At 50.0% G+C, this 25,645-nt stretch carries 26 protein-coding genes; 13 read left to right on the top strand and 13 right to left on the bottom strand.

Annotated features, from left to right (window positions below):
* Nucleotides 1–90 precede the first annotated feature (90 nt).
* Nucleotides 91–384 (top strand): hypothetical protein, encoded by a 294-nt coding sequence (locus tag GPJ68_RS09585; RefSeq protein ID WP_088903329.1) that lies wholly within the window; start codon nt 91–93, stop codon nt 382–384.
* Nucleotides 385–480: 96 nt separating this feature from the next.
* Here the strand turns inward: GPJ68_RS09585 and GPJ68_RS09590 are convergent, their stop codons facing one another.
* From GPJ68_RS09590 to fhuE, 8 genes are all read right to left on the bottom strand, one after another.
* Entirely contained in the window at nt 481–876 is a 396-nt protein-coding gene (locus tag GPJ68_RS09590; RefSeq protein WP_088903328.1) for a hypothetical protein, read from the bottom strand.
* A 112-nt stretch (nt 877–988) separates the two neighbouring features.
* The gene (locus tag GPJ68_RS09595) at nt 989–1,282 is read right to left on the bottom strand and encodes a hypothetical protein (RefSeq protein WP_000034418.1); all 294 of its coding nucleotides are present in this window, start codon (nt 1,280–1,282) and stop codon (nt 989–991) included.
* 90 nt (nt 1,283–1,372) lie between these two features.
* A complete protein-coding gene (locus GPJ68_RS09600) occupies nt 1,373–1,660 on the bottom strand; it encodes a hypothetical protein (protein ID WP_045910841.1) in 288 nt (95 codons plus the stop codon).
* A gap of 16 nt (nt 1,661–1,676) precedes the next feature.
* Nucleotides 1,677–2,063: a hypothetical protein gene (locus GPJ68_RS09605; protein WP_059443598.1), complete on the bottom strand. Its 387-nt coding sequence runs from the start codon at nt 2,061–2,063 to the stop codon at nt 1,677–1,679.
* A 14-nt stretch (nt 2,064–2,077) separates the two neighbouring features.
* Nucleotides 2,078–2,389 carry a hypothetical protein gene (locus tag GPJ68_RS09610; protein ID WP_001515481.1) on the bottom strand — a complete coding sequence of 104 codons (312 nt, stop codon included), beginning with the start codon at nt 2,387–2,389 and terminating at the stop codon, nt 2,078–2,080.
* A 29-nt stretch (nt 2,390–2,418) separates the two neighbouring features.
* Nucleotides 2,419–2,634: an AlpA family transcriptional regulator gene (locus GPJ68_RS09615; protein ID WP_000250489.1), complete on the bottom strand. Its 216-nt coding sequence runs from the start codon at nt 2,632–2,634 to the stop codon at nt 2,419–2,421.
* A 185-nt stretch (nt 2,635–2,819) separates the two neighbouring features.
* On the bottom strand, nt 2,820–3,683 hold the full coding sequence (locus GPJ68_RS09620; protein ID WP_041035857.1) for a DUF6387 family protein: 864 nt from the start codon (nt 3,681–3,683) through the stop codon (nt 2,820–2,822).
* A 502-nt stretch (nt 3,684–4,185) separates the two neighbouring features.
* Nucleotides 4,186–6,372, bottom strand: coding sequence for a ferric-rhodotorulic acid/ferric-coprogen receptor FhuE (fhuE, locus tag GPJ68_RS09625; protein WP_180837268.1), 2,187 nt, complete (start codon nt 6,370–6,372; stop codon nt 4,186–4,188).
* Nucleotides 6,373–6,720: 348 nt separating this feature from the next.
* Between fhuE and hinT the strand changes: the two genes are divergently transcribed.
* The 8 genes from hinT (at nt 6,721) to GPJ68_RS09665 (ending at nt 12,765) form a co-directional block, all read left to right on the top strand.
* Nucleotides 6,721–7,080, top strand: a complete 360-nt coding sequence (gene hinT / locus GPJ68_RS09630) for a purine nucleoside phosphoramidase (protein ID WP_016156204.1) — start codon at nt 6,721–6,723, stop codon at nt 7,078–7,080.
* 2 nt (nt 7,081–7,082) lie between these two features.
* Nucleotides 7,083–7,457, top strand: a complete 375-nt coding sequence (locus GPJ68_RS09635) for a YcfL family protein (protein ID WP_019076489.1) — start codon at nt 7,083–7,085, stop codon at nt 7,455–7,457.
* Nucleotides 7,458–7,470: 13 nt separating this feature from the next.
* On the top strand, nt 7,471–8,112 hold the full coding sequence (gene lpoB, locus GPJ68_RS09640) for a penicillin-binding protein activator LpoB (RefSeq protein ID WP_016152673.1): 642 nt from the start codon (nt 7,471–7,473) through the stop codon (nt 8,110–8,112).
* Entirely contained in the window at nt 8,093–8,917 is an 825-nt protein-coding gene (gene thiK, locus GPJ68_RS09645; protein ID WP_104651933.1) for a thiamine kinase, read from the top strand. Before lpoB ends, thiK begins: the two co-directional genes overlap by 20 nt.
* A gap of 10 nt (nt 8,918–8,927) precedes the next feature.
* Nucleotides 8,928–9,953, top strand: a complete 1,026-nt coding sequence (gene nagZ / locus GPJ68_RS09650; protein WP_104651932.1) for a beta-N-acetylhexosaminidase — start codon at nt 8,928–8,930, stop codon at nt 9,951–9,953.
* A 21-nt stretch (nt 9,954–9,974) separates the two neighbouring features.
* Nucleotides 9,975–10,517 (top strand): alpha/beta hydrolase YcfP, encoded by a 543-nt coding sequence (gene ycfP, locus GPJ68_RS09655; protein WP_003030817.1) that lies wholly within the window; start codon nt 9,975–9,977, stop codon nt 10,515–10,517.
* A gap of 236 nt (nt 10,518–10,753) precedes the next feature.
* Entirely contained in the window at nt 10,754–12,058 is a 1,305-nt protein-coding gene (gene ndh / locus GPJ68_RS09660; RefSeq protein WP_016152676.1) for an NADH-quinone dehydrogenase, read from the top strand.
* A gap of 167 nt (nt 12,059–12,225) precedes the next feature.
* The gene (locus GPJ68_RS09665; protein ID WP_003030814.1) at nt 12,226–12,765 is read left to right on the top strand and encodes a glycine zipper 2TM domain-containing protein; all 540 of its coding nucleotides are present in this window, start codon (nt 12,226–12,228) and stop codon (nt 12,763–12,765) included.
* Nucleotides 12,766–12,822: 57 nt separating this feature from the next.
* Here the strand turns inward: GPJ68_RS09665 and GPJ68_RS09670 are convergent, their stop codons facing one another.
* The gene (locus GPJ68_RS09670) at nt 12,823–15,003 is read right to left on the bottom strand and encodes a TonB-dependent siderophore receptor (RefSeq protein ID WP_104651931.1); all 2,181 of its coding nucleotides are present in this window, start codon (nt 15,001–15,003) and stop codon (nt 12,823–12,825) included.
* Nucleotides 15,004–15,258: 255 nt separating this feature from the next.
* Entirely contained in the window at nt 15,259–15,894 is a 636-nt protein-coding gene (comR, locus tag GPJ68_RS09675; protein ID WP_016156207.1) for a TetR family copper-responsive transcriptional repressor ComR, read from the bottom strand.
* 243 nt (nt 15,895–16,137) lie between these two features.
* Here comR and bhsA point away from each other — a divergent pair, with 243 nt between their 5' ends.
* A complete protein-coding gene (gene bhsA, locus GPJ68_RS09680; RefSeq protein ID WP_029139491.1) occupies nt 16,138–16,395 on the top strand; it encodes a multiple stress resistance protein BhsA in 258 nt (85 codons plus the stop codon).
* A gap of 85 nt (nt 16,396–16,480) precedes the next feature.
* Here the strand turns inward: bhsA and GPJ68_RS09685 are convergent, their stop codons facing one another.
* The 3 genes from GPJ68_RS09685 to GPJ68_RS09695 all read right to left on the bottom strand — a co-directional run bounded on the left by GPJ68_RS09685 (nt 16,481) and on the right by GPJ68_RS09695 (nt 22,224).
* Nucleotides 16,481–17,446, bottom strand: a complete 966-nt coding sequence (locus GPJ68_RS09685; RefSeq protein WP_104651930.1) for a L,D-transpeptidase family protein — start codon at nt 17,444–17,446, stop codon at nt 16,481–16,483.
* 148 nt (nt 17,447–17,594) lie between these two features.
* Nucleotides 17,595–21,041: a transcription-repair coupling factor gene (mfd, locus tag GPJ68_RS09690; RefSeq protein WP_180837269.1), complete on the bottom strand. Its 3,447-nt coding sequence runs from the start codon at nt 21,039–21,041 to the stop codon at nt 17,595–17,597.
* A gap of 118 nt (nt 21,042–21,159) precedes the next feature.
* Nucleotides 21,160–22,224, bottom strand: a complete 1,065-nt coding sequence (locus tag GPJ68_RS09695; RefSeq protein WP_104651929.1) for an acyltransferase family protein — start codon at nt 22,222–22,224, stop codon at nt 21,160–21,162.
* A 261-nt stretch (nt 22,225–22,485) separates the two neighbouring features.
* Between GPJ68_RS09695 and lolC the strand changes: the two genes are divergently transcribed.
* The 3 genes from lolC to lolE are packed head-to-tail and all read left to right on the top strand — an operon-like array spanning nt 22,486 to nt 25,623.
* Nucleotides 22,486–23,685 (top strand): lipoprotein-releasing ABC transporter permease subunit LolC, encoded by a 1,200-nt coding sequence (lolC, locus tag GPJ68_RS09700; RefSeq protein ID WP_003030806.1) that lies wholly within the window; start codon nt 22,486–22,488, stop codon nt 23,683–23,685.
* A complete protein-coding gene (lolD, locus tag GPJ68_RS09705; protein WP_003832278.1) occupies nt 23,678–24,379 on the top strand; it encodes a lipoprotein-releasing ABC transporter ATP-binding protein LolD in 702 nt (233 codons plus the stop codon). The genes lolC and lolD overlap by 8 nt, the downstream gene beginning before the upstream one ends.
* Complete coding sequence (lolE, locus tag GPJ68_RS09710; RefSeq protein ID WP_104651928.1) at nt 24,379–25,623, top strand: lipoprotein-releasing ABC transporter permease subunit LolE; 1,245 nt, start codon at nt 24,379–24,381, stop codon at nt 25,621–25,623. The genes lolD and lolE overlap by 1 nt, the downstream gene beginning before the upstream one ends.
* The last annotated feature ends 22 nt before the right edge of the window (nt 25,624–25,645 follow it).

The following is a 25,645-nucleotide window of genomic DNA, read 5'->3' on the forward strand; positions in this document are numbered from 1 at the left end:
AAATCCATGCCTCTCCATTAAATTTGACACTTATCCCTTATATATTAATATATAATATATACCCGATTAACTAAAATTAGAGAATATAACATGAAAGACTATATAAAAAAAGCACAGGAAAATGAAACAATTATTGATGGTGGTAAAGTTTACGATGAGCTTAGGCGCGATTATCTTAACAGAAGTTTCCTTTTTCCTTGCTCAGATGAAAAAACAGATGATGATTTTAATCCTTTCAGTGAGGAAGCATATAATAAAATGAAGTCCTTGCATGATGAAAGAGATAATCTTAATTTTAAAAACAAAATGAAAGAGATTAAAAGGAATTTATCTACATCACAAAAAAAAGAAGTCGAAAAAATAATGAGAAACAAAATAAAATAATTTTTTAAATATCCAGCCATGAAAAACACTTTCTCCGATGAGATAAAGATCATGACTACTTTCTTTATCTGAATATATAGAAGCCTACATTGACTTCTATATCCCATTAAACCTATTAAATATTTTTAACTTCCAATATTCAGAACCTTCCTCTTTCTCTCGAAGATTGGCCTCAAGATTCTTCATGATTAGCGCTTTTACTCCTTGGTTATGTGCTGCCATTACTTTGTTAAAAAGTTCTTTTTCATCTATATCTTCCCGTTTTTCTTTTCCTGTTCCATTCACTTTTTTGTAGTAATCGAAATCATCGAATAGATTGTTTATTTGTATTTTAAGTGCCTGTCCCACACACTTTTCATTTTCAATGATCATTACCGCTTCATTATGAAATCCAGATGCTATTTCGTATATGAAATCGCAATATAATGATAAGACCGTGCAAATGGCAAAAAACATTGATTCATTTTTTTCGTATAATACCACATCATTCATATCATATTCCTCTTGTAATCGATGTACAGCCCCATTACGGGGCCACATAATCTAAATCAGTGAGTAGATAACAACTCTGCCCATGATTTCTTAATCTATTTTTATTTTGATATTATTTACAAAACTCCCATGAATGCCGGACCAGACGTTCCGCTACCTCTTCAAAGTTTACTTCTTCAAGCTTTCCTTCCAGACATTCACATTGGATAATGATGTAAAAATTTTTACTGATATGCTCAATAACATTGCCGATGAAAACACACATAAAATCCGCATCATATACCAAGTATGAGACATTATCAGAGGCCATATCCTGCATAACCTTCCAACTAGCCTCAAACGAACGCTCTGCAATATTATAAAACGTTTCTGTAGATACACTTTTAATTTCAAAAATTTTACTCATGGTTACGCCTCACTATTAAATGATATTTGTTTGCTTTTTTATTTTTTCGCCCCATGAATGAGGCTAAAAATGATTTATTAAATAACCTTTTTATCTTCGTTTGTGATTAACACGTAATGTTATCAACACCACCTCCTTATCAACCATTTTTACTGAATGCCCTTGTTCAAAGTACTCCCATCTGACTACCTTTTTAAAAGATGCGCTTGCATTTTTGATACAATCCTTATAAATACTATCCATGAATGCATCATCCTCCATTAACATCTCTGCTTCATCGGGTCGGACTTCCTTAAGCGTATTTATTTTCATTTCATAAAACAAACCTGCCATATGCATAAATACTTTTTGAGATTCTTTTATCAGTTTTTCACTCATGTCTCTACCTTTTGATTTATATTACAGACTGTTTATTTGCGCTGATTTCTATTCTTTTGTAATAAAGAACATAATCATCACCATTAAAGCATTTAATCAAAAACTCATGATAACTACTTAGTATAGTTTTAACCTCTGGAACTGATATGTATTTAATCTTTATCTCTTCAGCACTTTCAAACCATTCCTGTAGCGTGAGATTAATAATATCCATTATGAATATCTCCCTGTAAAATCCATCCTTCATTTTTTTCAGAAATGCATCATCCTTTAGATTAAAGTATAAGTAATGTATTAACTCGTTATAGGTATTTACAACATCAGTAGCAAAGTTTGCTGTCTCAGCATTACTTGCGGATATTTTAACGGGTATTTCATTCCAGCCTAAACATTTTTCGTTCATATTTTCCTCTCTCATTAATAGTTAGTACGATACGCAGAGTAAATAACTCTCAGATTCCTTCTCACCTCATCCAAGAACAGATAATATTCTTTCCCTTTATTATCTTTCATTGATTCAGCAAACTCTTGTTTTGTTCGTTCGATCACTTTTCCAATCACTTCTTCAATATAAAGCCGGTCTTTAAAATGACGCTCATAATCATTTCCCATACAATCAATCATGACCTGAAGATGTTTTCTAAAGTTATTTATTGCCATTTCCATAAATACTTCTGTCTCATCATTCGTAACAGTCACCACACAAGGCAGTACGTTTTTACTTTTCATCTTAACCTCTCATTATTTAATAAACTTTTTTAGATATGATTGCGAGAATCAGAAATGATTTTGTAAATCCATTCATCAATCTCACTTTCAATAAATGCTATAGAGCGCAATCCGGTTTTTACTTGCTTAGGAAATTTACCCGCTCTTATTAAGGTATATATCCACGTTTTACCAAACCCTGTTCTTCTTTTTACTTCTGGTAAACGAATCAGTTTCGGATGTTTATCTGTTTTGTTTTGAACCATATTATCTCCTTTTTTTTTACGTAATATCTTGGATATTTCGTTTTTTAGTATGTTGTTCGATGGAGATAATTCTAGGATTTTGGCTAGTTCTAAACTAGGGATGTTCACCAACCGTGAGTTTCGCGGAAATTTTTGGAGGGATACGCTTTTTAGGGATGTTCGCAGGTTGTGAACATCCCTTGTGTTTACTTTTTGTTTTTATCCGTGGCTTTATCGTTAAATGTTATCACGTCAGTGATCTTCCAGTCCTTTAACATATTGTTTTTAATATAGAAATCATTTAAAACCTTGAAGTACTCATCCTTTTCGAGATAACTTTTCGCGTAGTCATAATCAGTATCTTTGATGTTATCACGGCTCCGAATCCCACCAGTACCATGTAGAATGTCAGCTAAGATGTTGAAAGGTATGTTCTTACCTTCGTTGTAGAGCTGTTCCCATGAGATCAAATCCATCAAAGGGATGACTTTGTAATCAAGTATTCTTTCAAAGGTCTTATGACCAAACCGAAACATTCGTTTAGGTGGCTTAGGCGTTTTTAGGTGCTTTTGCCATAGAGCAATCAGTACTTTCAGGTGTTCTGCGAGATCGTCGCTGCTGGCTTCTTCCAAGTCAATTTCAACCAGTATTTTGTTGGCAGGATTCATGCCACCTTGTTTCAGATACTCAGAGATGTAGTCAGAACTCACAGCAACAGGGTCTGTTTGCTCAGAATTCTCCAGCCGATACATAGCCCGCCCATAGTTGAACAATTGAACTCTGCTCATTGGTCTTACAGCATAGCTATGTGACAGTCTGTGATTGCCTGAAATCCAGTCCGATTGAAGTATCACATCACCACATCGGATTTTGGCATCATGGTATATAGCTTGCATTTGATTATCTTTGCCTGCTGTTTCCCATTGTTGCCTTGTTTTGTAAGCCAACATCCGTCTTTCAAGCTCTGCATAGATTTGTTCTAGGGTCAGGTCTTTCAGGCCATCGTATCGGCGTACATCAAACCAAGATAATGCAGTCCTGATTTCTTCCATTTCCTTTTGTGTAGTCATTATTCTACCGATTGCTTTTAAGTTTCATAAAAGTTAACCCATTCATCATGATAGAGAAAGTGGAAAAGAGGGGCGGGTTTTCAAAATGGTGTGAGAGCAGATAAGTGATCTTGGATGTAAGTGCTTTAATCTTGACTAAACATGATTTATTTAATAAAAAATAACCAATTGTTTTTCATCATTTATTTTAACAAAAATAACGACAACATCATGTTGATAATGAAAGCAAATTTAGATACGTATAGTCAGATGATTATGACAACAACCAATTGGTTTTAATTGACATTCTTACCACAAGAAAACAATAATGATGGTAAATATGTTGGTAAAAATATGGCTATATTTAACAAAGTCAGTAATAACAGGAGATGTAGATGAAGTTCGAGTCCAGTCAGAGGAGCCAAATTTAGAGAAGCCCGCTTAAGGAAACTTAAGTGGGCTTTTTGTGTTCTCAGTCCAATGCATCCACCTGACGAGCAGGTGGAGCGTGATGTGTTTCGAATCAGAACTGATAGCTGGCGGTGACGCTGACGTTGCGCGGCTCGCCATAGACGATAGAACCGTCGACATTGGTGTCGTAGGTTTTATCGAACAGATTATTGAGGTTACCCTGCACAGAGAAGTTTTTCGTCACCTGATAGCGGGTGAATAAATCGACCAGGGCGTAGCTTCCCTGTTCCGCGCGGAATGTGCCATACGGCGTGACCGTATCGCTATAAACACGATTCTGCCAGTTAACCCCACCGCCCACGGTCAGTTCCGGCATGGCTGGCAGGCGATAACGGGTAAACAGTTTTACTGTGGTACGCGGTAGGTTCGGGTTTACCGCATTGCCTTCGTTGTCTTCAGCAACATAGCGTGTCGCGCCGAACGTCATCTGCCAGTTATCGGTGATCGCACCGTTAACTTCGAATTCGACCCCTTTGCTGACCGTTCCATCCATCGCTCTATAGGCCGTGTCGCCATTGCTACCGGCAATTGGTACGCCGGTTGATTGGCCCACGTTATCCTGTTCAATGCGGAACACCGCGAGGGTGGTGGTTAAACGGCTGTTCATCCAGTCGGACTTCAGGCCAAGTTCATAGTTATTGCCGGTAATTGGGGAAAGATATTTACCGGAACTGTCGCGCTTGTTCTGCGGCTGAAAGATTGAGGTATAGCTGGCGTACGTAGACCAGTTATCGTCAATGTCATACACCAGGCCCGCATACGGCGTGGTGTGGTTTTGTTCCATGCTGTAGGCGAGGGTGTCGATACGCCAGTTGGTATAACGCGCGCCGACAATCAAATGCAGTGGGTCGGCCAGCGAAATACGTGTTGCGGCGTAGAGCGATTTCATGTGCGTGGTATCGTCCTGGGCCAATGACTGCGGGTTCCAGTTGGTTTCCGGGAAGTTACCATCGAAGGTATAGAAGCTGCCGATTTCGTTGGGGAATACGTTCGACCACGCACTTTCGTAACGGTTATTCTGTTTGCTGTAGCTGCCGCCCAGCATCAGATTATGCTGACGACCAAACAGGTCGTAACCGCCGTCGGCGAACAGATCGACGGCATCCACCTTACGCTTGCCGCTGTTCCAGCCGGTACCTCCGACGTAGTCATAGCCCGGACCATAGCTGCCATACGGGCCAATCAGCGTACCATCGGCTTTATTGACATAGGCATCGACGTACATCATTTTACTGTCAAACTTGACCTCGGAGTGGGTGGCATTCATGGTCGCCTGCCAGGTATCGGCAAAACGTTGCTTGATGGTGACAAACACTTTGTTGAAGTCTTTATCGTTGTACGCCCAGTCCGGCGCAGTGCTGCGCGAGCGGTCATAGCTGTTTTTACTGCCGTCGGTATTCCAGCGCGGCAATCCACCCCAGGTTGGGCTGTTGATATCAATGCGCTGGTATTCATAACCCGCAGACAGGCTGGTGGTGTCGCCCAGATCGGCATCGACAATCCCGGAGAAGAACATTTTTTCGCTATTGTAGCGATCAAGCCAGGCGTCGTTATTCTGGTAGCCCGCCACGATGCGCCCGCGCACGTTGCCGTCTGCCGTGAGCGGGCTTTGCAGATCGGTCACATATCGTTGTTTATTCCAACTGCCATATTCCGCAGAAACATTACCGGTGAACTCGCGGCTGGTGGCATGCTTACGGATCATATTAATCGACGCTGAGGGGTTACCCGTCCCGGTCATTAGCCCGTTTGCGCCACGGACAACTTCGACACGCTCAAAAAGGGCCGTGTCGGAAAGGGCATCACCGAGATTCCAGCGGGATTCAAAATAGGTCGGAATCCCATCGACCATATAGTTATCAATCTGAAATCCGCGAGAGTAATAGCTACTGCGATCTGAATCCGCCTGACTTCTGCTTATCCCCAACGTGTTGTCCATCACATCGCCCAGCGTTTGCAGTTGCTGATCTTCCATGCGCTGCTGACTGATAATGCTGACCGATTGCGGAATATCGCGCTGCGTCATCTGCATTTTGGTGCCAGCAGTCGTTGATTTAACGCTGTAATCCTGCTCCTCGCTGGATGTGGCTGGAGCAGAGCCCTCAACGATAACCGTCTCTTCAGCAGGGGCTGCGAGGCTGGTGGAAGGCAATAGTGCTAACGTGATGCAGGCTGCCAGTACAGAAGGGGCAAGCCTCGGTTGGCGTTGGTCATCCCCGTTGTGTGTTGTGAAAGACATCGAAAAGTCCTTGATAATTATTAATATTAAGTTCGAATCACTGAGGTTGTGATGAACCTTTTGGTTGTAAATTATTAAGTTCGCACGCGAATACAAATGCGAAATATACGCATTCACATTCAGTGTGTAAACAGATGCTACGGCATAAGTGAAATGTTGTTTCAGTACTATGCTTAAGCAATAGCGACGGGAAATGGTTATAAGAACAGCAGTGGCAGGGCTTTTTGCTTAAAAAATCGAGGGTTAAAGTTGAAAGAGCGTGAGTAACTCGCTCATACTCTATACTCGCAGAGTGACCCGGCGTAGCATGGCATAACGCTTGGGCTGTTAATGAAAAAGGAAAACGTCGTGGCAGAAGAAACTATATTCAGCAAAATTATCCGTCGTGAAATTCCGTCAGATATCGTGTACCAGGATGAACTGGTCACTGCGTTTCGTGATATTTCCCCTCAGGCACCTACGCACATTCTGATCATTCCTAACGTCCTGATCCCGACCGTCAACGATGTGACAGCGGAACACGAGCAGGCGCTGGGTCGCATGATCACCGTAGCGGCGAAAATCGCCGAGCAGGAAGGCATTGCTGCGGATGGGTATCGTTTAATTATGAATACCAATCGTCACGGCGGTCAGGAGGTGTATCACATTCATATGCACCTGCTGGGTGGACGTGCGCTGGGTCCAATGCTTGCGCATAAAGGTCTGTAAGCATGACCAGAGGATGCATTGCACTTTCACTGAGCTTGCTGCTACTGGCTGGCTGTCGGGCACATCCTGAAATTCCGGTAAGTGATGAACAGTCGCTGGTGATGGAATCAACGATTCTGGCGTCGGGCATTACAGCAGAACAGCCGACGTTAACCACGTCTGATATTCAGGCCTCAGCATCCTCGCGACTTTATAACGAAAGACAAGAACCCGTTACCGTTCATTATCGGTTTTACTGGTATGACGCCAGAGGACTGGAAATGCATCCTCTGGAAGCGCCACGCAGCGTGACTATCCCGGCTCATTCGTCGGTGACGCTGTACGGCAGCGCCAATTTTCTGGGGGCGCACAAGGTTAGACTTTATCTTTATTTGTAAGGGGTGAATCTTGATGATCAAAATGAATCGCTACGCACTGATTGCCGCGCTGGCGATGTTTCTCTCTGGCTGTGTGGCGCAACGTGAGCCCGCACCAGTAGAGGAAGTGAAGCCAGTGCCGGAACAGCCCGCGCAGCCGCAACAGCCGGTGCCGGTTGTACCAACGGTGCCAAGCATACCGCAGCAGCCGGGTCCGATTGAGCACGAGGACCAAACGGCGCAGCCGACGCCACGTCAACGTCACTATGACTGGAACGGAGCTATGCAACCGATGGTCGGTAAAATGCTGCAGGCTGACGGCGTCAAAGCGGGAGGCGTTCTGCTGGTTGATAGCGTGAATAACCGGACCAACGGCTCGTTGAACGCCGGTGAAGCCACCGAGACCTTGAGGAACGCGCTGGCGAATAACGGCAAGTTTACCCTGGTTTCCGCCCAGCAGTTGGCTGTCGCCAAACAGCAGTTAGGTCTGTCACCGAACGACAGTCTGGGAACGCGCAGCAAAGCGATTGGTATCGCCCGTAACGTTGGCGCACAGTATGTGCTCTATTCCAGCGCCTCCGGCAACGTCAATTCGCCGGCGCTGCAAATGCAATTAATGCTGGTACAAACTGGCGAGATAATCTGGTCAGGTAAAGGTGCCGTACAGCAACAATAACCGACTGACGCGCGACGAGGTGTTGTCGCGCTATTTCCCGCAGTATTATCCCGTCGTAGCCAACCAGAGCGGCCTGAGCGGCGGGAGCTGCATCATCGAACACGATACCCACCGCTTAGTGTTGCGCTGTCATCACGACCCTGACGCGCCGGAATCGCATTTCTTACGCCACTATCACGCGTTAAAGCATCTGCCTGAAAGCCTTGCGCCGCGCCCCCGCTTTTATATACGTGGGTGGATGGCGGTCGACTTTTTTCACGGTAAGGTTGAATCCAGATTACCGGACGCCGACGAACTCGCTGGCTTATTGTATCATCTGCACCAACAACCCCAATTGGGCTGGCGAATCAGTCTGCTGCCGCTACTCGAACAGTACTGGCAGTTTGGCGATCCGGCGCGTCGCACGCCATGCTGGTTGCGAGCGTTGAAGCGACTCAGGAAAAGCGGTGAGCCTCGACCTTTGCGTCTGGGACCTCTGCATATGGATGTCCACGGTGACAACATCGTACGTACAGCATCAGGGCTGCGGCTGATTGACTGGGAATATGCCGGAGACGGTGATATCGCTCTGGAGCTGGCGGCGGTTTGGGTCAACGACGAATCTCAGCACCAACGGCTGGTTCGCGCCTACGCCCAACGAGCGCACATTGAACAAAACGCGCTGTGGCGGCAGGTCAGACGATGGCGGCCCTGGGTCATAATGCTGAAAGCGGGGTGGTTTGAGTATCGCTGGCGACAAACCGGCGATCGACAATTTATCAGGCTGGCCGATGAAACCTGGCGGCAGCTAATAATGAAAGGATAAGGAGAGCAGTGTGGGCCCAGTAATGTTGGATGTCGAAGGGTATGAGCTGGACGCTGAAGAGCGTGAGATTCTGGCGCATCCGCTGGTAGGTGGGTTGATCCTCTTTACCCGAAATTATCATGACCCGGAACAGTTGCGTGAATTAGTGCGCCAGATTCGCGCGGCATCACGCAATCATCTGGTGGTGGCGGTAGATCAGGAAGGCGGCAGGGTACAGCGTTTTCGCGAAGGATTTACGCGTCTGCCCGCGGCCCAATCCTTTGCTGCGCTGCACGGTCTGGAAGACGGCGGCAATCTGGCTCAGGACGCCGGATGGCTAATGGCCAGCGAAATGATCGCAATGGATATAGATATCAGTTTTGCGCCGGTGCTGGATGTGGGGCATATCAGCGCGGCGATTGGGGAACGCTCTTACCATGCCGATCCGCAGAAAGCGCTGGCTATGGCGACCCGCTTCATTGACGGTATGCATGCTGCTGGCATGAAAACTACCGGTAAACATTTCCCCGGGCATGGGGCTGTGACGGCGGATTCGCATAAAGAAACCCCAACCGATCCACGTTCAGAAGCCGAAATTCGTGCAAAAGATATGTCCGTGTTCCAGACATTGATTACGGAAAACAAACTCGATGCCATTATGCCTGCGCATGTCATCTACAGTGACGTGGACCCGCGTCCGGCGAGCGGTTCGCCACACTGGCTGAAAACGGTGCTGCGTCAGGAGCTTGGTTTCGATGGCGTCATTTTCTCCGATGATTTGTCGATGGAAGGGGCGGCGATTATGGGAAGCTATGCGGAGCGTGGTCAGGCATCGCTGGATGCGGGTTGCGATATGATCCTGGTCTGCAATAATCGTAAAGGCGCGGTCAGTGTGTTAGATAATCTGTCGCCGATCAATGCAGAACGTGTTACACGTTTGTATCATAAAGGTTCATTTTCACGTCAGGAACTGATGGACTCGGCACGCTGGAAGACGGTAAGCGCCCAGCTCAACCAGCTTCATGAGCGCTGGCAGGAAGAGAAAGCAGGTCATTAACGCAAGTTTGGCGAGGATGCGATGATTATCTATTTACACGGTTTTGACTCTAACAGCCCGGGCAACCACGAAAAGGTGTTGCAGCTGCAGTTCATCGACCCGGATGTCAGGCTGATTAGCTACAGTACGCGGCATCCTAAACATGACATGCAGCATCTACTGAAAGAAGTGGACAAAATGCTGCAGCTTAATGTGGACGACCGTCCGCTGATTTGTGGCGTGGGGCTCGGGGGATATTGGGCTGAACGGATTGGTTTCCTGTGTGATATTCGTCAGGTAGTGTTTAATCCCAACCTGTTCCCGTATGAGAACATGGAAGGAAAAATCGACAGGCCTGAAGAGTATGCCGATATCGCGACAAAATGCGTGACCAATTTCCGCGAAAAGAATCGCGATCGCTGCCTGGTGATCCTGTCACGTCATGATGAAGCGCTCAATAGTCAGCGTTCGTCAGAAGAGCTGCATCATTTTTACGAGATAGTCTGGGACGAAGAGCAGACGCACAAGTTTAAGAATATCTCCCCGCATTTGCAGCGCATCAAAGCGTTCAAGACGTTAGGTTAATCCTCAATGAACGTGTAAAAAACCAGCCTTCGGGCTGGTTTTTTTGTTCTTAGAGTTCGTGTTGTCTATCTTTTCAGCATCAAAACTTGATACACATCAATTTTGGTATGACCAATGCACCGTTCGTGTTATTCTCACTCTCGAAGAACATTTTCATTATCGTAACTTGTTGTTAATTAAAGGCTATGCCTATAACTTTTAATTAACAATTGGTTAATAAATTTAAGGGGGTCACGTTGACTACACCATTAAAAAGAATCGTGATTGTCGGCGGCGGTGCTGGCGGACTGGAAATGGCGACGCAGCTGGGTAAAAAGCTGGGGCGCAAGAAAAAGGCCAAAATCACGCTGGTGGACAGAAACCACAGCCATTTATGGAAACCGTTACTGCATGAAGTCGCGACGGGTTCCCTGGACGAAGGCGTGGATGCGCTGAGCTATCTGGCGCATGCCCGTAACCACGGTTTCCAGTTTCAGTTGGGTTCGGTGGTGGATATCGATCGCGAAGCGAAAACCATTACTCTTGCCGAGCTGCGCGATGAGAAGGGCGAGCTGCTGGTTCCTGAGCGCAAAGTCCCGTATGACACGTTGGTGATGGCGTTGGGTAGTACCTCCAACGATTTCAATACGCCGGGTGTCAAAGAAAACTGCATTTTCCTGGATAACCCGCATCAGGCGCGTCGTTTCCACCAGGAGATGCTGAATCTGTTCCTGAAGTATTCCGCGAATCTGGGCGCTAACGGCAAAGTAAATATCGCCATTGTCGGCGGCGGTGCGACGGGGGTTGAACTCTCAGCCGAGCTGCACAATGCGGTAAAACAGCTGCACAGCTATGGTTACAAAGGGCTGACCAACGAAGCGCTGAACGTTACGCTGGTAGAAGCCGGTGAGCGTATTCTGCCTGCGTTGCCGCCGCGTATTTCCAGTGCTGCGCATAATGAGTTAACCAAACTGGGCGTACGCGTACTGACCCAGACGATGGTAACCAGCGCTGATGAAGGCGGACTGCATACCAAGGATGGCGAGTACATTGAAGCCGATCTGATGGTGTGGGCTGCGGGGATCAAAGCGCCAGACTTTATGAAGGACATTGGCGGTCTGGAAACCAATCGTATTAACCAACTGGTGGTTGAGCCGACTCTACAGACCACGCGCGATCCCGACGTGTACGCGATTGGCGACTGCGCTTCCTGCGCTCGCCCGGAAGGTGGTTTTGTGCCGCCGCGCGCTCAGGCTGCGCACCAGATGGCAAGCTGCGCAATGAACAACATTTTGGCGCAGATGAACGGCAAGCCGCTGAAAGCGTATCAGTACAAAGACCACGGCTCTCTGGTTTCACTTTCTAACTTCTCTACCGTGGGTAGCCTGATGGGTAACTTGACCCGTGGTTCGATGATGGTAGAAGGGCGTATTGCGCGCTTTGTGTACATCTCACTGTACCGCATGCACCAGATTGCTCTGCACGGTTACTTTAAAACCGGTCTGATGATGCTGGTTGGCAGCATTAACCGGGTGATCCGCCCGCGTCTGAAACTGCATTAATACGGCTTATGGCGTCGGATGATTGTACTTATCCGGCGCCTTCCTTCAGAGTTCTCCGAATCATCCTGCCTTCGCTCCTCCTAGTGCTATTTTCATCCGTAATCTGATTGGCATTCCTTACCTTCTGTTGCAAAGTTGTTGCTAATAGCAAAAAAGGAGGAAGTCCCGTGAATAAATCTATGTTGGCGGGTATAGGGATTGGCGTAGCTGCTGCGCTGGGTGTTGCAGCGGTGGCCAGTCTTAACGTTTTCGAGCGTGGCCCACAGTATGCACAAGTTGTCTCTGCAACACCGATTAAAGAGTCGGTAAAAACACCGCGCCAGGAGTGTCGGAACGTGACGGTCACGCACCGTAAGCCGGTACAAGATGAAAACCGTATCGCGGGTTCCGTGCTGGGTGCGGTTGCTGGTGGCGTTATCGGCCATCAGTTTGGCGGCGGACGCGGTAAAGATATTGCTACCGTGGCCGGCGCTTTAGGCGGCGGTTATGCAGGTAACCAGATCCAGGGTTCGATGCAAGAAAATGATACGTACACTACTACGCAGCAGCGTTGTAAAACGGTGTATGACAAATCTGAAAAAATGCTGGGCTACGACGTGACGTACAAAATTGGCGATCAGCAGGGGAAAATCCGTATGGATAAGGACCCCGGCGCGCAAATTCCGTTGGATAACAACGGACAGTTGGTACTAAATAACAAAGCGTAAAATAGCATTATCCTGAACATTAGCCCCCCATTCGCTCAGGCTGGGGGGCTTTTTTTATCAGAAGGTTAAGGCGTAGTTCAGACCAAACGTGCGGCCCCGGCCCTTGTATTCATACAGTGACGGGCTACCGTAGGTGGGGCTGTACAGCAGTGGCGCACGTTGTCCCCACAGCGTGGTGTATTCTTCATTCAGCAGGTTTTCCACGCTAAAGGTCAGTTTACCCAACGGGAGCTGATAGCTGCCGATAAAGTCCATCGTGTTATAGCCGTCCAGCTTATTGCCGCTGGCGTCCGTCAGATCAAATGTTTGCTGGCTCTGTACGCGCAATGTCCACGGTTCAGGTGCCCAGCCGACCCACGCGGTGGCTTTGGACGGGGAAGCCAGGTTGACATCCCATTTCTGCCACTTACCGTTTTGCTTCACTTCCGATTTAATGACGTTGAAGTTGCCGCCCAGACTCCAGTCCGTATCCGCAATGAAATAATCCACCGCACCTTCAAGGCCATAAATACGGCGATCATCGGGCTGGACGTTAATGGTCATATCGCTACGGTTGATAACGATCGATTTATCCGAAGTAGAGTAGTAAGCGGCCAGCTGCGTGCGCAGACTGTCGCCAGTGTAGCGCCATCCCAGTTCGTAGGAGTTAACTTTAATCCCCTCCAGGCGTGAGTCCGCCACGTTGACGCTGCGCTGGAGCTGGTAATGATCGCCAACCAGGGAATAGGTGCCGTTACCGTAATATTTCCCCGGGTCCGGAAGCTCCACGCCCTGAGAGAAGTTAAACCATGTCTGCTGACGGTCGGTCAGGTGGGCGAGGATACCGGCGTTAAACAGGAAATTATCGTAATCGGTTTTACCGCCAGGAATGGTATCGGCGGAGTTTGCCAGACCGGTGGCAATTCCCTGTTGTTGGGCATAGCCCACGAAATCATCCACCCTGTTTTCGGTCCATTGATAGCGCACACCGCCGCTGAGGGTAAAGATGTCGTTAATGTCATAGCTGTTCTGCAGGAAAGGCGCGAAGTTGGTGATGCTGTAACCGGGGTAACGCCCGGTGGTATAAGCGGTTCGGTTGTCCATACCGCCGGAGGGCAGGGACCAGGCCAGATCGAAGAATTTCTGATTGGAATCGAAGGTTTCGTGATCGGCATCGACTCCCCACGTCAGCTCCCAGTTATCCATCAGCTGGCTGTTGAGGGTGATTTTGGCACCAAACTGGTCTGTGTCCTGCTGGGATGCGGAGAAACTGGTGACCTTGCCTTTGCTCAGCGTAGGGAAGGGGTAGAATTTCAGCGATTCGTCACGGTAATAGATTTGGCTGACCAGGTTCTGGCCGAAGAAATCCGCGTCTGAATACTGCAGGCTGATCAGATGACGCTCAGTGCCGGGAATACGATCGGAATTCAGTCCGCTGCTGGTATAAGCCTTACCGTTTCCCGTCACGGCGGACATGTTCTCGCCAAGATCCAGTCCGTAATCATCGTCCCCCTGGCTCTTATAATACTGCGTAACCAGTTGTAACTGACGGTTGTCGTCAAGCTCAATCGTTCCGGTGCCCATCACGTCCAGACGATCGGAGTGCTGCAGGCCGGTTTGGGTGTTATCCAGCAGCAGGGCATCGTGATTGCCGTCATACCAGCCGCCAAACCGTTGATACGCGACGGACATGCGCCCGGAAGCGCGATCGGTTCCTCCGCTCACCGCCGCGGCAACGCGTTCATCATGATCGTTACTGTTATTGAAGCCGCTTTTACTCCCCAGTTCGAGTTCTACTTCACGCTCCGGCTGGCCTTTTTTGGTGACAATGTTGATTAACCCACCGGTACTGCCGCCGCCATACAGTGAGGTTGCACCTGAGATGACTTCAATGTGTGCGATGTTAAACGGGTCAATAGAATCCAGTTGGCGACTGTCAGTACGCGAGGAGTTCAGACGGACACCGTCTATCAGTACTACGATGGCACGACCGCGCATATTCATGCCGTAGTTTGTGCGCCCCTGGCTGCTGACATCGATTCCTGGGATTAACTGAGCAAGAACATCTTTGAACTCTTTCCCCCCCTGAACCTGCTGTTCAATCTCGCTTCCTTCAATAACCCAGGTCGTTTGTGCCATTTCTGCCACGGTGCGTTGACTACGGTTGGCACTGACGATGAGGTTATCTTCCTCAGCCGCGATGGCTGGGAGAGTTAAAGACAACAAGAGAGGATTGAGCACCCAGAGACGCTTATGCATTTGTATTCCTTTTAAAAAAGAGTCGATCTGTTTTTGTTATGGCGGTAGAGAAACCGATAGTTACATTGTGAAACAGGCGTTAAAACAAATGCGAATATTGCTGATAATAATTGTTGTTATCAATACATTTTACAAAAAATGATCGGATAAGATGATGAAAACACTGAATAATGTAGGGGTAATCCGCGGGAATCTAACCGGGGGCTTAATCAGCTCCCGGTGGTGTCAGTACTGCGGGGAAATAGCGGGAAAGGGTTAAACTTTGATAAGTTCAGGCCACAGTCGCAGAGTCGTGTGTGCGATCTGCATCAGTTTTTCAAACGTTGCGCCTTCACGGGCGCTGATCGACATACCCTGTAAAATACAGTTCAGGTATTCGGCCAGTTTTTGCACGTCGCAATGGGCCGGAATTTCGCCTCGTTGCTGGCGCTGGTGAAGGAACTGGGTAAGCGTCTGTTCCTGCATGGCATGGCGGGATTTCACCGTGTGCGCAATATCCCGGGAAGAGGCCGCCAGTGTCGCGGATGTGTTAATCATGAAACATCCCGCCGGGGTGTCTTTACTGGTAAAGCAGGTCGCTATTGCGGTGAAATAGTCTTCCAGCGCGCACTCAAGACTTTTTTCTTCACAAAATAACTGGGCTTCATGTTTCGCCGCGAAGCGGGTGATGTAGCGGTCCAGTACGGCACGAAACAACCCCTCTTTATTGGTGAACTCCGCATACAGCGTGGGCGCTTTTGCGCCGGTTGCTTCTACGAGATCGGCGAGCGATGTCGCTTCATACCCGTGCTGCCAGAAGAGTGTCATGGCCTTATCAAGCGCGGCTTCCCTGTCGAACACTTTTGGTCGGCCACGGCTTTTTTTAGCACAACCTGTCATTTCAGTTGTCATGGCGCCGATGTACCTTTGTTGGGTTTATTGAATAACCATTATAAAAATATTCGACTGCACACTCCAGCGGATTAGCGATAAAAATAATTTAACGCTATTGATATGAAAAATAAGGTCTTTGTGTTTTATATAACGATCATTATAAAAAAATGTTGACGTGTGACCTGGATCGCATCTATGATTTACCTATCGATCGTTAAGTTAATCTTTGCGACACACATTCATCTGCTAAAGGTCACTATCATGAAAAACGTAAAAACTCTGTTTGTTGCTGCTGTTCTTAGCTCACTCTCATTTGCAAGCTTTGCTGCCGTTGAAGTTCAGGCCACACCTGCGGGCCAACAGAAAGTTGGTACTATTTCTGCGAATGCGGGGACTAACTTAGGTTCTCTGGAAGATCAACTGGCGCAGAAAGCGGATGAGATGGGGGCGAAGTCTTTCCGTATTACTTCCGTTACCGGTCCTAACACCCTCCACGGGACTGCAGTTATCTACAAATAAGATTTAACCCATCGCAATGCCACTGCGAGTTAAATAAAAACCCCCGCGGAATAGAATCCAGCGGGGGTTTTTTTATGCGCTGAGTTTACAGCGGTTGTTGAGTAACGTCGTGATGACGGGTGACATCGACCGGCATGCCTGAGCGAATCTCCATCGCATGTTCCATGACGGCAGAGTCCGTTTGCGCCGCATTCTTAAACGTCTGCATGGATGCGTTCAGCACGATCGGCAGCAATTGCGGGTCGTCATTGATTTTTTCGGACAACGGCTGGTGCACTTCAACCAGGCGCACGCCGTTAGGTTCAACAGATGCTTTGATTGGCGTATTGATAATATTGACCTTGGTTCCTGGCTTCACCTGACGGAACAGAGTTTCGATATCACCGTCGCGTAGACGAATACAGCCGGAACTGACGCGCATTCCGATGCCAAAATCAGCATTAGTTCCGTGCAGCAGATACACGCCGCCGTATGCCGCTAAGCGAATGGCATGATGGCCCATCGGGTTATCCGGCCCGGCAGGCACTACGGCAGGAAGGTCGATCCCGTTCGCTTTGTATCGCGCGCGGATATTTGCCGTAGGCGTCCAGGTCGGGTTGGCACGTTTATCAGAGATGGTGGTTACCATTGTGGGCGTCAGCGTGTCACCGCCTAACTGGCCAATACCAATAGGATACACGGTCACCGAATTTGTCCCTGGCTGGTAATAATAAAGACGCAGTTCGGCGAGGTTGATAACAATGCCTTCGCGCGGCGCGTCCGGCAGCAGGGTTTGCAACGGAATAGTCAACACGCTGCCAGGTCGTGGTACGTAAGGGTCAACGCCGGGGTTGGCCTGTAGCAGCGCCAGAAAGCCGACATTGTATTTTTTCGCAATCGCTTCCAGAGAACCGCCATTGTCTTCGACAACATGAACGGCATTCTGACCCACCACGCGGCTTCCCGGTGGCGGTAGCGGCCAGGTGTTTGCCTGGGCCGGAAGTGCTAACGCGAAGGTCGCGGCAAGCGTAAAAAATGTTAACCAGCGAGAGAGTCGTTTATTGTTTAACATCACCATAAATCCATTGTTTTTACGTGGTTTTTATTATGTAAAAGTAAACAAGAATTATGGCGGTTTGCAGTGTCGGGAAGTGCAGGGAAGTGCAAAGAGTTTGTAAATTCATCAGGCCGGGTGAGTGGAGGACTCACCCGGCTTGACGCTAGGCTACGGCGTTCTCTTCAAGCTGGCGCATAAACTGGCGAACCCAGTCGATCCGTGCTTTACGCTCGCCCAACTCCTGCATGAATTTCAGGCGTGTTGGACCATCCAGACGGAAGTGCTGCGGTTGTTTTTGCAGTAAACCAATTAGCCAGACCGGGTTAACGTGGTTTTTCTCGGCAAACTCAATAGTACCGCCTTTTTCATTGCCTTCGAGCTTTCTGATCCCCAGTTTCTGCGCCTGCTGGCGTAAACGGGCAATATCCAGCAACGTCCGGGCCGGGTCGGGCAGCAGGCCAAAACGGTCTATCAGCTCGACCTTAATTTCTTCCAGCTCGGTTTCGCCTTTCGCACTGGCAATGCGCTTGTAGAACGACAGTCGCGTGTTGACATCCGGGATATAGTTATCCGGCAGAAGCGATGGCATGCGCAGCTCGACTTCGGTTTGCTGGCTGGTGAGATCTTCCAGCGACGGTTCACGCCCTTCTTTGAGCGCATCGACAGCGTTTTCCAGCAGCTCCATATACAGTGAGAAACCGATACTTTCCATGGAGCCACTTTGATCTTCGCCCAGCAGTTCCCCTGCGCCACGAATTTCGAGGTCGTGGGTCGCCAGCGCAAAACCTGCACCTAAATCTTCCAGCGAGGCGATGGCTTCCAGGCGTTTTTGTGCGTCGGTGGTCATCGCTTTTGGATGCGGCGTTAGCAGCCAGGCGTATGCCTGATGGTGTGAGCGTCCCACACGACCCCGTAGCTGATGCAATTGCGCTAAACCGAAGTGGTCAGCTCGTTCAATGATGATGGTGTTGGCAGTGGGAATGTCGATCCCGGTTTCGATAATGGTGGTACATACCAGCACGTTAAAACGCTGATGGTGGAAATCGTTCATCACGCGTTCCAGTTCGCGCTCGCGCATTTGCCCGTGGCCGATACCAATGCGCGCTTCCGGCACCAGTTCCGCTAATCGGTCAGCGGTTTTCTGGATATTTTCGACGTCGTTAAAGAGATAATAAACTTGTCCCCCGCGCATAACTTCACGCAGGATAGCCTCGCGTACCACCCGGTTGTCATATTCGCGCACGAAGGTTTTGACCGCCAGACGACGAGCGGGTGGTGTGGCGATGATCGACAGGTCGCGCATGCCGCTCATCGCCATGTTGAGCGTGCGTGGAATTGGCGTTGCTGTCAGAGTCAGAATATCCACATCCGCGCGCATTGCCTTGATACGCTCTTTGTGGCGAACGCCGAAACGGTGCTCTTCATCGACAATCAGCAGCCCCAGATCTTTTAGCTTCACATCCGCTTGCAGCAGTTTGTGAGTGCCGATGAGAATATCGATTTTACCTTCGGCAACCTGCTCCAGAATCTGCGCTTGCTCTTTGGCGCTACGGAAACGGGACAGCATCTCAATGCGTACCGGCCAGTTGGCAAAGCGGTCGCGGAAGTTGTCGAAGTGCTGCTGAGCGAGCAGAGTGGTCGGTACCAACACGGCAACCTGCTTGTGATTCTCTACGGCGAGGAAGGCGGCACGCATTGCGACTTCGGTTTTACCAAAGCCGACATCGCCACACACCAGGCGGTCCATGGCCAGCGGTTGACACATATCGCTGAGTACCGCGTTGATCGCCTGCGCCTGGTCGGGCGTGGTTTCAAACGGGAAGCTGTCGCAAAACAGCTGGTACTGTTCACGGTCATGCTTAAAGGCAAAGCCTTCTTTCGCTGCGCGCTGGGCATAAATATCCAGCAGCTCAGCCGCGACATCGCGGACTTTCTCAGCGGCTTTCTGTCGGGCGCGTGACCAGGCATCGCCGCCCAGTTTATGCAGCGGCGCATTCTCTTCCGCGCCGCCGGCGTAGCGGCTGATCAGATGCAGCGACGACACCGGCACATACAGTTTGGCGTCGTTGGCATAGGTGAGCATCAGGTATTCACCGGTAATGCCGCCTGCTTCCAGCGTGGTCATACCGGCATAGCGACCGACGCCGTGCTCCAGATGCACCACTGGCTGACCGGGATGTAGCTCCGCGAGGTTACGAATTAACGTATCCGGGTTGATGGTGCGACGAGAATCCTGGCGGCGACGCGCCACGCGTTCACCGAGCAGATCGCTTTCACAAATCAGCGCCAGATTGCGTTTGCTATCGATGAAGCCGTGCTCGGCTGAGCCAATCATCAGATAACGACCGTTGTCTACGGCTTCGTCGAGTCGCAATATCCGCTTCGGCGCGACTTTGATGCGGGCGAGCAGTTCGCCTAGCGCTTCCCGGCGTCCTTCACTTTCCACCGAGAAAATTACCGGACCGGTAAAGCCCTCCAGGAATTTACGTAATGCATCTAACGGTGCTTTTTGCTGTGCCTGAACGGCGATATCTGGCAGCTTCTGGAACCCGAGGTTGGTATTCGCCGCTTTCTTCGGCAGACTCTCGGTTTTCAGCTGAACACGCGGCCAGCGTTTAAGTTCAGAAAACAGCTCATCAACCCGCAGCCACAGCGATTCCGGTGGCAGAAGCGGGCGCATCGGATCAACGCCGCGATTCTCAAAGCGTGACAGGGTATCGGCCTGGAAGCGTGCAGCGCTGGTCTCGATATCGCCAGTATTTACTAATAACGTATTGGCGGGGAAGTAGCTGAACAGCGGCGGCAGAGGCTCGCTGAAAAACAGCGGTTGCCAGTATTCAATCCCCGTAGGTAACGTGCCTTTGCTGACCTGTTGATAAATATGCTCGGCGTCGCGTTTTACCTCAAACGTATCACGCCACTGACTACGGAACAGCTCGATGGCCGTTTTGTCAGTCGGGAATTCGTGTGCGGGCAGCAAATTAATCGCATCGACTTCTTCCAGCGTGCGCTGAGTGTCAGTATCAAACAGACGCAGGCTGTCGATTTCGTCATCAAAGAAATCCAGACGATAAGGCAATTCGCTGCCCATCGGGAACAGATCTAACAATGCGCCACGCGTGGCGTATTCGCCGTGTTCCATGACCTGATCAACATGGCGATAGCCAGCGCTGTCCAGTTGTTCGCGCAGGGCGTCGCGCGAAAGCCGCTGGCCTTTTTTCATGACCAGCGCATGACCGTGCAGATAGCTGTGCGGACAGACACGCTGCATCAGCGTATTTACCGGAACGATCAGCACACCGCGCTGCATGGCGGGCAGTTGATACAGCGTGGAGAGCCGTGAGGAGATAATCTCCTGATGGGGAGAAAAGCTGTCATAGGGAAGCGTTTCCCAGTCAGGCAGGTTCATCACCATCTGGTCAGTAAATTGACGAATTTCATCATGCAGACGCAAAGCATTTTGCATGTCCGGCGCGATCAGCACCACTGGACCCGCGTGACGTTCGGCGATTTCGGCGACCAGCGTTGCGCAGGCGGCACCCGTAAGCTCACCCAACTGGCGCTGATCGGAAGCGCCCGTTGGGAGCGTGTAACGATGTTGTTCAGGCATTCGGTTGTCAGGATCTCGTTTAGATATACATCTGATAAGCAATGTTCTTTATTATCCGTGATCGTTTCTCATAAGCAAATTGATTCGCCCCCGAATGGGGGCAAAAAGCGCGAAGGGGTTAGCGCGAGGCGAGCGATAAAGAGGGCGGGGAAAAGAGCAGATCGGCCACGGTTTTTTGTGAAATCTTACGCACCAGCAGGCCAAACAGGGTGCACAGCAGCAGACAGGCGAACGGATACACCAGTAGCAGGGCCAGCTCCGCGTATGCAGGCCAGGCGGCATGATTGATTTTGGGGATAAGCGTTAAGCTGAACAGCTCAACCAGAATACGGTGTGTGGTGTAGATGGCGATGGTATTGGCGCCAATCATGCTTAACGGACTGGACGCGCGCATGCCAAAGTGGAGCTCGAACTGATAAAACAGCTTCATGATCAACACAATGGAAAGGAGAGAAAGCAATAGCGAGACATGTGCCAGCCACGCGATGATGGCGACGATTGTGCAACCTAGGACAATGACCGCATGGCGGCGCAGGGGCACCTCCTTGATCCACGCCATCAGCGTTGCGCCAAACCATGCGCCGAGGCTATACCAGGGCAAATTGCGAATCACGCTGTTCATTCCCCACCACGGGGTCGGGAAAAAATTGATCGCCACGCTCAGCGCCACAAATAACGCTAACAGCGGCATCGCCCAACGGCTGAAAATTTTACACAGAACAAAATAGACAATCAGTGCGTACAGATACCACAGGCTGGTGCTGGCGGTCAGCATCCCGTGGGTAAAACCCGCAATCGAATCCGCATAAGCGGCGTTGGCGGCATGGGTCAGATCGCGCTGCGGGGCGAGCCAGTTATTGAGCGCCACCAACGCCAGCCATTGCACCACTCCCCAAAGCACCAGCACCCAGGCGATACTCCAGATCCGTTTATCCACGCAGGTTGTCCACGGGACGTTATCGATGTAGCGACGGATCAGATACCCCGAAATAAAGAAAAACACCGGCATGCGAAACGGTGCCAGGTACAAATTGAGGTAAATCCAGCATTTGCTCAACACCTCTGACAGTGGATGCTGAAAAGTGGTGAGGTGCGGGTAAAATGTGATCACCGAGTGGTAAATCACCACCAGACAAATGCATAACCCCTTGATTTGATTAATCCATAGTTCTTTTTTATTCATTGAGACGGCGCATCCATATTGATTGCAATAGCCTGCCATCCTGCGCAACCCGCTGTGCGCTGTAATGCGTAACTGTCTGCATTTTGTTTTTTTAGGATAAAGGTCAGGGATCAGGGTTGTAGGGAAGAGGGACAACTTTAGCGGTTTGATTTATTTATACTTTTAAGAATAGTGCTGACGAACACTTACGGTTCAGTCATTTACCCATTCCGCTTTCGCTTATATACTCGTGACTTTGCTAACAGCAACCAGACGGATTTCATGTACCAACCTGTCGCTCTATTCATCGGCCTGCGTTATATGCGTGGGCGTGCAGCAGATCGCTTCGGTCGCTTCGTTTCCTGGCTCTCCACCATTGGCATTACTCTCGGGGTAATGGCGCTGGTTACGGTGTTGTCGGTGATGAACGGTTTCGAGCGCGAGCTGCAAAACAATATTCTTGGCCTGATGCCTCAGGCCGTCCTCTCGTCTGAACAGGGTTCCCTAAACCCGCAACAACTGCCGGAAAAAGCGGTGGTGTTGAACGGTGTCAACCGCGTCGCACCGATAACCACGGGGGATGTGGTACTGCAAAGTGCGCGTAGCGTGGCAGTCGGCGTGATGCTGGGTATTGACCCGGCGCAAAAAGATCCATTAACGCCATATCTGGTCAATGTGAAGCAAACAGATCTGCAGCCGGGTAAGTATAATGTCATCCTCGGAGAGCAGCTTGCCGGGCAACTGGGTGTTAATCGTGGCGATCAAATTCGCGTGATGGTGCCCTCAGCCAGCCAGTTTACCCCCATGGGGCGTCTGCCGAGCCAGCGTCTGTTTACGGTAATTGGCACCTTCGCCGCCAACAGCGAAGTCGACGGCTACCAGATGCTGACCAACATCCAGGATGCGTCACGTCTGATGCGTTACCCGGTGGGCAATATTACCGGCTGGCGTCTGTGGCTCAACGAACCGTTAAAGGTTGATACGCTGAGCCAGCAAACGCTGCCGCAAGGCACCAAATGGCAGGACTGGCGCGAGCGCAAAGGGGAATTGTTCCAGGCCGTGCGTATGGAGAAAAACATGATGGGGCTGCTGCTTAGCCTGATCGTGGCGGTGGCGGCATTTAATATTATTACCTCGCTGGGTCTGATGGTAATGGAGAAGCAAGGGGAAGTGGCGATTCTACAAACGCAGGGGCTGACGCCGCGGCAGATAATGATGGTGTTTATGGTGCAGGGGGCCAGTGCCGGGATTATCGGCGCGCTGCTGGGTGCGGTGCTGGGCGCATTACTCGCCAGTCAACTGAACAACCTGATGCCAATTATCGGTGTGCTTCTGGATGGGGCTGCGCTGCCGGTCGCCATTGAGCCGCTGCAGGTTATCGTCATTGCGCTGGTGGCGATGGCCATCGCGCTGCTGTCTACGCTTTATCCTTCCTGGCGCGCTGCCGCCACTCAACCCGCTGAGGCTTTACGTTATGAATAAGATCCTGTTGCAATGCGACAACCTGTGCAAACGCTATCAGGAAGGCACAGTGCAGACCGATGTACTGCACGATGTCAGTTTTTGCGTCGGTGAAGGTGAGATGATGGCGATTGTCGGCAGCTCCGGTTCCGGTAAGAGTACGTTGCTGCATCTGTTAGGCGGTCTGGATACGCCAACTTCCGGCGATGTCATTTTTAGCGGTCAGCCGATGAGCAAACTCTCGTCGGCGGCGAAAGCGGAACTGCGTAATCAGAAGCTGGGCTTCATTTATCAGTTCCACCATCTGCTGCCGGACTTTACCGCGCTGGAAAACGTGGCGATGCCGTTGCTGATCGGCAAGAAAAAACCGGCTGAAATCACCGAACGCGCACGAGATATGCTGAAAGCAGTAGGGCTGGACCATCGTGCCAGCCATCGCCCGTCTGAACTGTCAGGCGGTGAACGCCAGCGCGTGGCCATTGCTCGTGCGCTGGTGAATAACCCGCGCCTGGTACTGGCGGATGAGCCAACGGGTAACCTTGATGCGCGTAACGCGGACAGCATTTTCGAGCTTCTGGGTGAGCTGAACCGCTCTCAGGGCACGGCATTTTTGGTGGTGACACACGATCTGCAACTGGCGAAGCGCATGAGCCGCCAGCTTGAAATGCGCGATGGTCGCCTGACGGCTGAACTGAGCCTGATGGGAGCTGAGTAATGGCTTCGCCTTTATCGTTATTGATTGGTCTGCGTTTTAGCCGTGGTCGGCGGCGCGGCGGCATGGTCTCGCTGATTTCCGTGATTTCCACCGTTGGCATTGCGTTGGGCGTCGCGGTGTTGATCGTAGGCTTAAGCGCCATGAACGGATTTGAGCGTGAGCTTAACAACCGTATTCTGGCCGTGGTGCCGCACGGTGAGATTGAAGCCGTGAATCAGCCGTGGAATAACTGGCAGGAAGCGCTCGACAAGGTACAGAAGGTACCAGGCATTGCCGCTGCGGCGCCTTATATTAACTTTACCGGGCTGGTGGAGAGTGGGGCGAACCTACGCGCAGTGCAGGTGAAGGGCGTTGATCCGCAGCAGGAGCAGCGTTTAAGCGCGCTACCCTCGTTTGTGCAAAACCACGCATGGGATAATTTTGAAGCTGGTGAGCAACAAATCATTATTGGTAAGGGAATTGCCGATGCGCTGAAGGTGAAGCAGGGCGACTGGGTATCGATTATGATCCCTAACGCCAGTGCGGATCATAAGTTACAGCAGCCTAAACGCGTGCGTTTGCACGTCACGGGGATCCTGCAACTGAGCGGTCAGCTCGATCACAGCTTTGCCATGATCCCAATGGAAGATGCGCAGCAATACCTGGATATGGGATCCAGCGTTTCCGGGATCGCGCTGAAAGTGAACGACGTGTTTAACGCCAATAAGCTGGTGCGAGACGCGGGTGAAGTCACCAATAACTATGTGTACATTAAGAGCTGGATCGGTACTTATGGTTATATGTATCGCGATATCCAGATGATCCGCGCCATTATGTATCTGGCGATGGTGCTGGTGATTGGCGTGGCCTGTTTTAATATCGTTTCCACGTTAGTGATGGCGGTAAAAGACAAAAGCGGCGATATTGCGGTATTAAGAACCCTGGGGGCTAAAGATGGCCTTATCCGTGCCATTTTTGTCTGGTACGGCCTGCTGGCGGGGCTGTTCGGTAGCCTGATAGGCGTCGTCATTGGGGTGGTTGTCTCGCTGCAACTGACGCCGATCATTAACGGGATTGAGGCGCTTATCGGCCATCAGTTCCTGTCCGGCGATATCTATTTCATTGACTTCCTGCCATCGGAATTACACTGGCTGGATGTGATTTACGTGCTGGTGACAGCACTCGTGCTGAGTCTTTTGGCAAGTTGGTATCCGGCGCGTCGCGCCAGCAATATTGATCCTGCGAGAGTACTTAGCGGCCAATAACAATATATACACGAAAGCATTC

The sequence above is a fragment of the Citrobacter sp. 172116965 genome (genome assembly GCF_013458095.1).
Classification (GTDB): domain Bacteria; phylum Pseudomonadota; class Gammaproteobacteria; order Enterobacterales; family Enterobacteriaceae; genus Citrobacter; species Citrobacter braakii.